This window comes from Microcystis sp. 49638_E5 (genome assembly GCF_021300285.1).
Taxonomy (GTDB): domain Bacteria; phylum Cyanobacteriota; class Cyanobacteriia; order Cyanobacteriales; family Microcystaceae; genus Microcystis; species Microcystis aeruginosa_C.
This window is the reverse complement of record NZ_JAJTDH010000120.1, coordinates 1-7918: the sequence shown is the minus strand read 5'-3', so window position 1 is coordinate 7918 and position 7918 is coordinate 1. Positions and strand designations below refer to the sequence as shown.

Below are 7918 nucleotides of genomic sequence, written 5' to 3'. Positions count from 1 at the left end.
TAAGAATAGGCTTTTTCCATACCTCACATTTTAGCATATATTTCGTAAATGTGCTAATATTTAACAGCAAAGCCGCCGTAAAACGGCGGGGTTTCAGACCCAAATTTTCGATGATGACCGCTCTCTACGAGGAAGATTTTGTTCTCTGGACAGAAAAAACCGCCGAACTGTTAAAGAGAAAAGAGTTTGACCTGGTGGACTGGGAAAACCTGATCGAAGAGGTGGAGTGCATGGGAAAAAGCGAGAGACAGGCAATAACGAGTTTATTAACTGTTTTAATCGAACACTTGCTAAAACTATCCTATTGGGAATCGGAAAAAGAACGGAATGCCCGTCACTGGATAGTGGAGATCGCGGCTTTCCGATCGCAATTAGAACAAAAAATAGATAGTGCCACCCTCGTCAACCATGCCCGCGATTCTTGGGAGAAAGCCTATTTAACCGCTAGAAAATCCCTGATTAACGCCAGAATCGTCGATAAAAATGCGATTCCCCTAGAGTCTATATTCACCCTCGAACAGGTATTAGACGGGGATTGGTTCCCCATCGATATCGAACCTTTTTTGGAAACCCGTCTATAAATTGCGATCAAGTCCCAGCAAAACCATCAGGAGTATAAACGAATATAACCGAATATGAAAGATATCGAGCAAATCCGCCGCCAAATCATCGAACGCTACCAACAATTATCGGCACTCGATCAGGTGATTGTCCGTCTTTTTTCCCTAATCTATGAACCGATCGCCCGCAGCACTTTTCTAGACTGTTTAAATCAAGCCCATTACCGCGACGAGAACAACCGGCGATTTAACGGCCAAACCCTGAAATCCCATTTAGATCGCCTCCTAGAAGCGGAAGTAATCATCCAGGACAAAGGCTATGGGCTGCGCTGTCATCCCCTCCTCGTCGAGATTGCCAGCCGTGATAGCGTTAGCAAGGGGGAATTCAAGCGTTTTGCCGAGATCATCAAGGACAAACTGCCGCAACCCCGAACTCGTTGGGATGAAAGCCTAGTTTTTCAGGGAAAAGAGCAATTAATCCGAGAAATCCGTCTGGCCATCTATTGTCAGGATTTCAACTCGGTCGAACAACAAATCGCCGATTATCAGAAAACCAGCTATTCTTCCCCAAAAACTAGCCTAGAAGACCTTCTGGTTCTCATCTACGATAACCCCTTCGATGGGGATTGGTTACGGACGCAACCGACCAAATTTCAGGCGTTAGCACTAAATAGCATTCTTGTCAAGGCTTTTGAAAAAATAACTCGCGCCGATGGAGCTTTTTCCCTCCTAGAAGAACTCTGTCAAGACCAGACCAGTGTTTCCGAAGCCCATTTGTGGCTCGAACAGGCAATCATCCGAGGACAAAGCGATAAAGTGCGTCGGTATCTCGATCGCCCCTTCCCGGAAAGCCAAGCAGCAGCAATCGGGGCGATCCGGGGTTGGATTGCCTTTCTAGAGGGGAAAAACAGCAAAGCGATCCAAGAATATACCCTCGCCCTTAAAGCCCTAAAAAAAGCCAAAGGAAAACAAAAAATCTATTTTTCTTCAATTAGCGGCTTCTCCTTTATTTTTGCCCTCCTCAAAGAAGGAACCCCCGAACGTCTCGCGGAAGCCGCCAGCTATACCAGTTGGGTGACGCGTCAAAACGATCATCCTTTCAGTCCTATCTATGCCCGTCTGGAAAAAATCATCGTTGCCCGTCAGGGAGATATACAGGCCAAAGACGCAATCATCGACGCGGCGATCAATCCCTACCAAATGGGCCAGGGTCTAGAGACTCTTCTCTATAGTATCTGTCTCTACTGGATGAGTAGCGACATCGCTAAAAAACATCTGCCCCGCCTACTCTTGCCTCTCTACAAAGATGCCAAGGCGGCTGGCTACCATTGGTTAGCCCTGGAAACCGGGGCCCTACTGTCCCGACTCGATCGAGCGCCGGAAGCGGAGGTGGTTATAAAATGGCATCTCTCTTCCCCCCTGGTGGATGCGATCGAACCCCAAGAAGCTTGGCAACTGTGCCTGAATGCCTTGACTAATCTGTGCGCGCCAACACCAACCCCGGGTAAATCTAACCCCGTCTTCCGCCTTGCTTGGTTTCTCTCTATCCATTCCGAGGATTATTTCCTGCAACCAAAAGAACAGAAACTCGACGCGCGGGGTAATTGGAGTCGTGGCCGTCCCGTCTCCCTTAAACGTCTGCGAAAAACCGGGGAAATTGACTATTTAACCCCGCAGGATCTGAAAATTTGCGCCCATATCTTCGTGGAATCCAGTTACTATGGCCAGAACGAGTATCACTTTGAGCGCCGGGCTATTATCGAACTGATCGGTCATCCCCTGGTGTTTTGGGAAGATTCCCCCAGAACGCGGGCAGAAATCGTCGCCGGGGAACCGGAATTGCGAGTAAGTAAGGAAAAATCGGGTAAATTAATCCTCTCTTTACTGCCCGATCTCAGCGATCACCAAGAAGTGCTGATTTGGAAAGAAACCCCCACTCGCATTAAGGTAATCGAAGTCAAGCCAGAACACCGAAGCATCGCCGACATTATCGGCAAAAGCAACCGCTTAGAAGTCCCCGACAAGGGCCGGGAAAAAGTCCTGGCCGCGATCAATTCCCTGTCCGGGATAGTGACAGTACATTCCGATATCGGCGGAGGAAAAGCAGCCCGGTCAGTGGCAGCCGATAGTCAACCCCGGATTCATCTCTTACCGGCTGGGGAGGGTCTAAAAGTGGCGGTTCTCAGTCGTCCTTTTGGGGCAGCCGGTCCCTATTTCCAGCCTGGAAAAGGGGGAGAAACAGTAATCGCCGAGATTGAGGGGGAACGGCTGCAAACAACTAGGGATCTGGCCCTAGAGAAAAAACTGGCCCAAACAGCGATCGATTCTTGTCCGATCCTGATCAGTTTTGAGGAGGAAAATGGGGAATGGCGGCTAGAAAATCCGGAGGATTGTCTAGATCTACTGCTAGAATTGCGGGAATTAAACGATAGCGTCCTCGTGGAATGGCCGGAAGGGGAAAAATGGCGGGTGACGCGTCAGCTTCGATTACAAGACCTACACCTAAATATCCACAGTCAACGGGATTGGTTTGCGGTCAGTGGGGAACTGCACCTAGAGGAGAAATCAGTCCTGAGTATGCAGGAGTTGATGAAACTGCTAGAGGGATCGCCGGGGCGGTTTATTCCCCTCGGAGATGGTCAATTTCTCGCCCTAACCGAGGCATTTCGGGAACGGTTACAGGAAATGCGTGCTTTCTCGGAAAAGTCCGGCGACGGTTTGCGGTTTCATCCCTTCGCTGCCCCGATTCTCTCCGAACTGACTGAGGAAGTGGGACAACTCAAGGCCGATAAACGTTGGCGCGACAATTTACAACGCTTTCAGGAGAGTCAGGATTTTACCCCGGAAGTCCCCTCAACTCTACAGGCAGAATTGCGCGACTATCAACTGGAAGGCTTTCGCTGGTTAGCTAGGCTGGCCCAGTGGGGGGCCGGGGCCTGTTTGGCCGATGATATGGGATTAGGGAAGACTTTACAGGCCCTGGCAGTAATCCTTACCCGCGCCTCGGAGGGGCCGACTTTAGCGATCGCTCCTACTTCAGTCTGTTTGAACTGGATTAGTGAGGCGGAAAGGTTCGCACCCACCTTAAATATCATCCAATTGGGAACAGGCGATCGGCAAGCACTACTCGATCGACTGCAACCCTTCGATCTGTTGGTCTGTAGCTATGGGTTATTACAGCAGGAAGAAGTGGCCACCATGTTGGCTGGGGTAGAATGGCGGACAATCGTTCTCGATGAGGCCCAAGCGATTAAGAATTTCTCCACCAAGCGATCGAAAGCAGCCATGAATCTGCGGGGGGATTTTAAATTAATCACCACGGGAACACCGATCGAGAATCATTTAGGGGAATTATGGAATCTTTTCCGTTTTATTAACCCCGGATTGTTGGGATCCTTGGAAAGTTTTGATCGCCGTTTCGCCACCCCGATCGAAAAATACGGCGATAAAACCGCTCGCGAACAGTTAAAAAAACTGGTGCGGCCTTTCCTTCTCCGGCGCACAAAAAACCAAGTTCTGGCGGAATTACCGCCGCGTACCGAGATTTTAGTCCCGATCGAGTTAAGCGTCGAGGAGAAGGCGTTTTACGAGGCCTTACGGCGGCGTGCTTTGGAGAAATTAAGCGAGAGTGACAGTACCGCCGGAGCGAAACATCTCCAGGTACTGGCAGAGATCATGAAATTACGCCGGGCCTGCTGTCATCCGCAGTTAGTGGCTCCAGATTTGGATTTAGCCGGCTCGAAATTGTCCCGTTTCGGGGAAATTCTGGATGAGTTATTAGATAATCAGCATAAAGCCTTGGTGTTTAGTCAATTTGTTGATCATTTAGCCATTATCCGCAGTTATCTCGATCAAAGGCAGATAAAATATCAATACCTCGATGGTAGTACCCCAGCCAGCGATCGGCAGAAACAGGTGAAAGCTTTTCAAGCGGGGGAAGGGGACGTATTTTTAATTAGTTTAAAGGCCGGGGGGACAGGATTAAATCTCACCGCGGCCGATTATGTTATCCATCTTGATCCCTGGTGGAATCCCGCAGTGGAGGATCAGGCCTCCGATCGCGCCCACCGCATCGGCCAAAAACGTCCGGTGACGATTTATCGCTTAGTGGCCAAGGATACGATCGAGGAAAAAATTGTCGATCTGCACCACCATAAACGCGATCTCGCCGATAGTTTATTGGAGGGGACCGACGCCAGCGGCAAGTTATCTACCGACGAATTATTACGCTTAATGGCCGAGGGATAAAAATATCCCCGACGCGGTTTAAACTAACTTTTTGATAGCTGCTACTAACTGCTCGATTTCTGATGGCAAAGTGAAATAATGAACACAGGCACGCACACAGAGGGGGTCGAGGAGAGTTCGCAGTAAAAACCCTTGTTTTTCTAGCTGTTGCACTAAATTTTGTGGGCTGATGGTCGAGTCAATTTGAAAGGAAACTAAACCAGATTCTGGCGGAGAATTTTTTAAACATTTCACCCCTTTAATTGTGTTTAATTCTCCCCAGAGATAGGCTGCTAATTGACAGATTTTTTCGTATCTTTGTCCCCCATCACCCCAGGCGTTATGTACCGCAATAGTTGCCCTTAAACCCTCAAATTGAGGATAGGCAGAAGTGGCCACTTCAAAGCGTCTAGCATCGGGTTTCCAACCGATAGGCTGTCCTTGCTTATCTGTTTCAATACCTCGCCAACCGATAAAAGTGGGCTGTAAACTAGGGAAAATTTCGGGACGAATATACAATCCTCCCACACCGGCCGGTCCACACCACCATTTATGACCTGTAAAAGCATAACAATCGGCGGCAGTGGCGCTTAAATCCAAGGGCAAACAACCCACGGATTGGGCAGCATCCACCACCACTAAAACGGGTTTTTCGGTGACAGAATTATCATGACAAAGTTGCGAGATTTCCTTGAGGGGTAAAACCTGTCCAGTATTCCAGAGAACATGACTGACCACCAAAACCCTAGTTTTGGGACGTAAATGAGCGGAAATCACTTCTATCGGGTTGCCGCCGTTTAAAGTTTCCCGAATAGGACAAGTGGAGATTTCCAGATGATAACGACGGGCAATTTCCCGAACCGTGGCGATAATTCCGGGGTGTTCACAATCGGTTAGTAAAATATGTTCCCCCGCTTGCCAATCAACCCCCCAGAGGGCGATATTACAGCCTACAGTGACATCCTCGGTGATAGAGAGAGTGCTGGGGCTAATTCCCAACTCCTGAGCCATTTCTTGCCTGAGAAGTTCCGTTTTTTTGGTAATCCAATCGTTTACCCGTCCTGAAAAAGGCCCCTTTTGTTGGAGAAAATTATGGGCATCGATAATCGCTTCTAATCCCGCCTTGGGCAAGGTTCCCTGACCACCGAAATTAAAATAAACTTTATTGCTAAGTCCCCGAAATTCCTGTCTTTGTTCGGCTAAATCCGGTTTACTAACGGCGAAATCGAGGCTATTTTCGTCTAAATTCTGCATAAGCGAGGAGATTGGGGGGTCAGTTATCAGTTATCAGTTAGAAGGTGTTGGGTTTTGGGGTTTTAGGGTTTTAGTTGAATTCCCCATTTCCCCATTTCCTGACTCCCAACGACCGACGGCTGAATTCTATCGACGGATTCAGTCGCAATTGTCACAATAGTATTAGAGTAGAGGAAACACACTTGGGAATGTTTTCTTTTTTTAAGTTTATTATTTTTTACTTTACCTCACAGGTCCAGGAAAGCTTAACTTTTCTCCTTGTATAGAATGCTACTGACCGATGATCTACTTCTAGACTACCAACGTTGTCAACGCCGTGGGTTTTTAAATCTCTACGGCAATAGCCAAGAAAAAGACCCTGAGCGAGATTTTTTGCTTAAATTGCGCCAAGAGAGTCAAAGTCACGTTAAAAAAGTCCTACAAGACTCCTATCCCGATTATTATTCCCTGACTACTCCCACCAGCGATATTTTAGCCGCCGCTAGGGAAACGGAAGCTTTGATGCGTCAGGGGGTATCCTGTATTTATCACGGAGTCCTGTTACAATCCGGCTATCCCGTCTCTTTAACCGGTTCCCCCCATTTATTAATTAAACAGGCAGGAAAGTCGAAATTTGGCGATTGGATTTATTATCCCCTCAATATTCAACTCGGTCGCCGTCCTAAGCCTGAATATAAGCTGCTGGCTACTTTTTACGCCTATTTATTAGCCAGTATGCAGGGAGTTTTTCCTGGTTATGCCGAAATTGTCCTACGTCGTCATAATCGCTATCGGGTGGAATTGAATCTCTGGTTAACTAAACTAGAGGAAATAATCAAAAAGTTCGGCGAAATGGTGATTAATCGCCAAGAACCAGAAGTTTTTATCTCGCGTCAGCGTTGCAGTTTATGTCATTGGTATAGTCACTGTTATGGTATCGCTCAAGCGAGTCAACATCTTTCTTTAGTTCCGGGGGTGACTCCCAGTCGTTACCAATTTTTACAGTCTTTGGGGGTTTCCACCATGGAATCCCTGGCGCTTACCTGTCCTACCCGTATGGGGGAGGGTATGGGGTTAGAGGTGGCTAATCAGTTACAATTACAGGCCCAAGCAATTATTGAAAATCGGGCCTTTCGCAAAAGTAACGGGAAAACTGCTTATTTGTCTCCCCTACCGAGGGCCGAGATTGAATTTTATTTTGACATCGAAGCGGAACCAGAACAGAATTTAGATTATCTTTTGGGGATTTTACGCGTTGATTATCGAGTTAATACCCAGCAATTTTATCCCTTTTTGGCAGAAAAGCCAGAAGATGAAGGCAGGATTTGGCAGGAATTTTTAACCTTAGTCATGCAGGATTATCAAGCACCCATTTTTCACTTTTCTGAGTACGAAGTGGAAACAATTAAGCGATTGGGTTATCTTTATAAAACTCCTTCTTCTTTGATTAATCAGTTAGTTTCTCGCTGTTTTGATCTGCACTATTATGTAGTTAATTCCGTAACTTTTCCCGTGGAAAGTTATTCTTTAAAATCCCTCGCTAACTGGATTGGCTTCCAATGGCGCGATCGAGGAGTAAGCGGGGATCAATGCGTTTGGTGGTATGACCAGTGGTTAAAAACAGGAGATCGGACTTTATTGGCGGCTATTTTGCGTTACAATGAGGATGATTGTCGCGCCACCTTTATACTAAAAGATTGGCTTTTGACATACCCCACGCCGTAAACGGACGTGGATTCTTCTAGCATCACTGCTGAGAATTTCTGGCTCAACGAGTCCACTTGAATTAGGGTTTGCTGAATAAATCTAAAAACCTTGTTGGATAAGGCTTTTAGACTTTTTTTCCCTGAAAAAGTGCCTACCATTGGAGTGATTGGGGGGAAAATTTAGGGATTTTT

Annotated in this window: 4 protein-coding genes; 3 read left to right on the top strand and 1 reads right to left on the bottom strand. The window is 47.3% G+C overall.

Annotated elements, in window-relative coordinates; genetic code table 11:
- Nucleotides 1-110: 110 nt before the first annotated feature.
- Both LW728_RS21035 and LW728_RS21030 read left to right on the top strand, forming a co-directional pair.
- Nucleotides 111-581 (top strand): DUF29 domain-containing protein, encoded by a 471-nt coding sequence (locus LW728_RS21035; RefSeq protein ID WP_287670847.1) that lies wholly within the window; start codon nt 111-113, stop codon nt 579-581.
- A gap of 54 nt (nt 582-635) precedes the next feature.
- The gene (locus tag LW728_RS21030) at nt 636-4808 is read left to right on the top strand and encodes a DEAD/DEAH box helicase (protein ID WP_287768069.1); all 4173 of its coding nucleotides are present in this window, start codon (nt 636-638) and stop codon (nt 4806-4808) included.
- 18 nt (nt 4809-4826) lie between these two features.
- On the opposite strand, the gene LW728_RS21025 is transcribed toward LW728_RS21030, so the two are convergent.
- Nucleotides 4827-6041, bottom strand: a complete 1215-nt coding sequence (locus LW728_RS21025; RefSeq protein WP_004269000.1) for an aminotransferase class V-fold PLP-dependent enzyme — start codon at nt 6039-6041, stop codon at nt 4827-4829.
- A 267-nt stretch (nt 6042-6308) separates the two neighbouring features.
- On the opposite strand from LW728_RS21025, the gene LW728_RS21020 reads away from it, so the two are divergent.
- Complete coding sequence (locus tag LW728_RS21020; protein WP_287670841.1) at nt 6309-7745, top strand: TM0106 family RecB-like putative nuclease; 1437 nt, start codon at nt 6309-6311, stop codon at nt 7743-7745.
- Nucleotides 7746-7918: the final 173 nt, after the last annotated feature.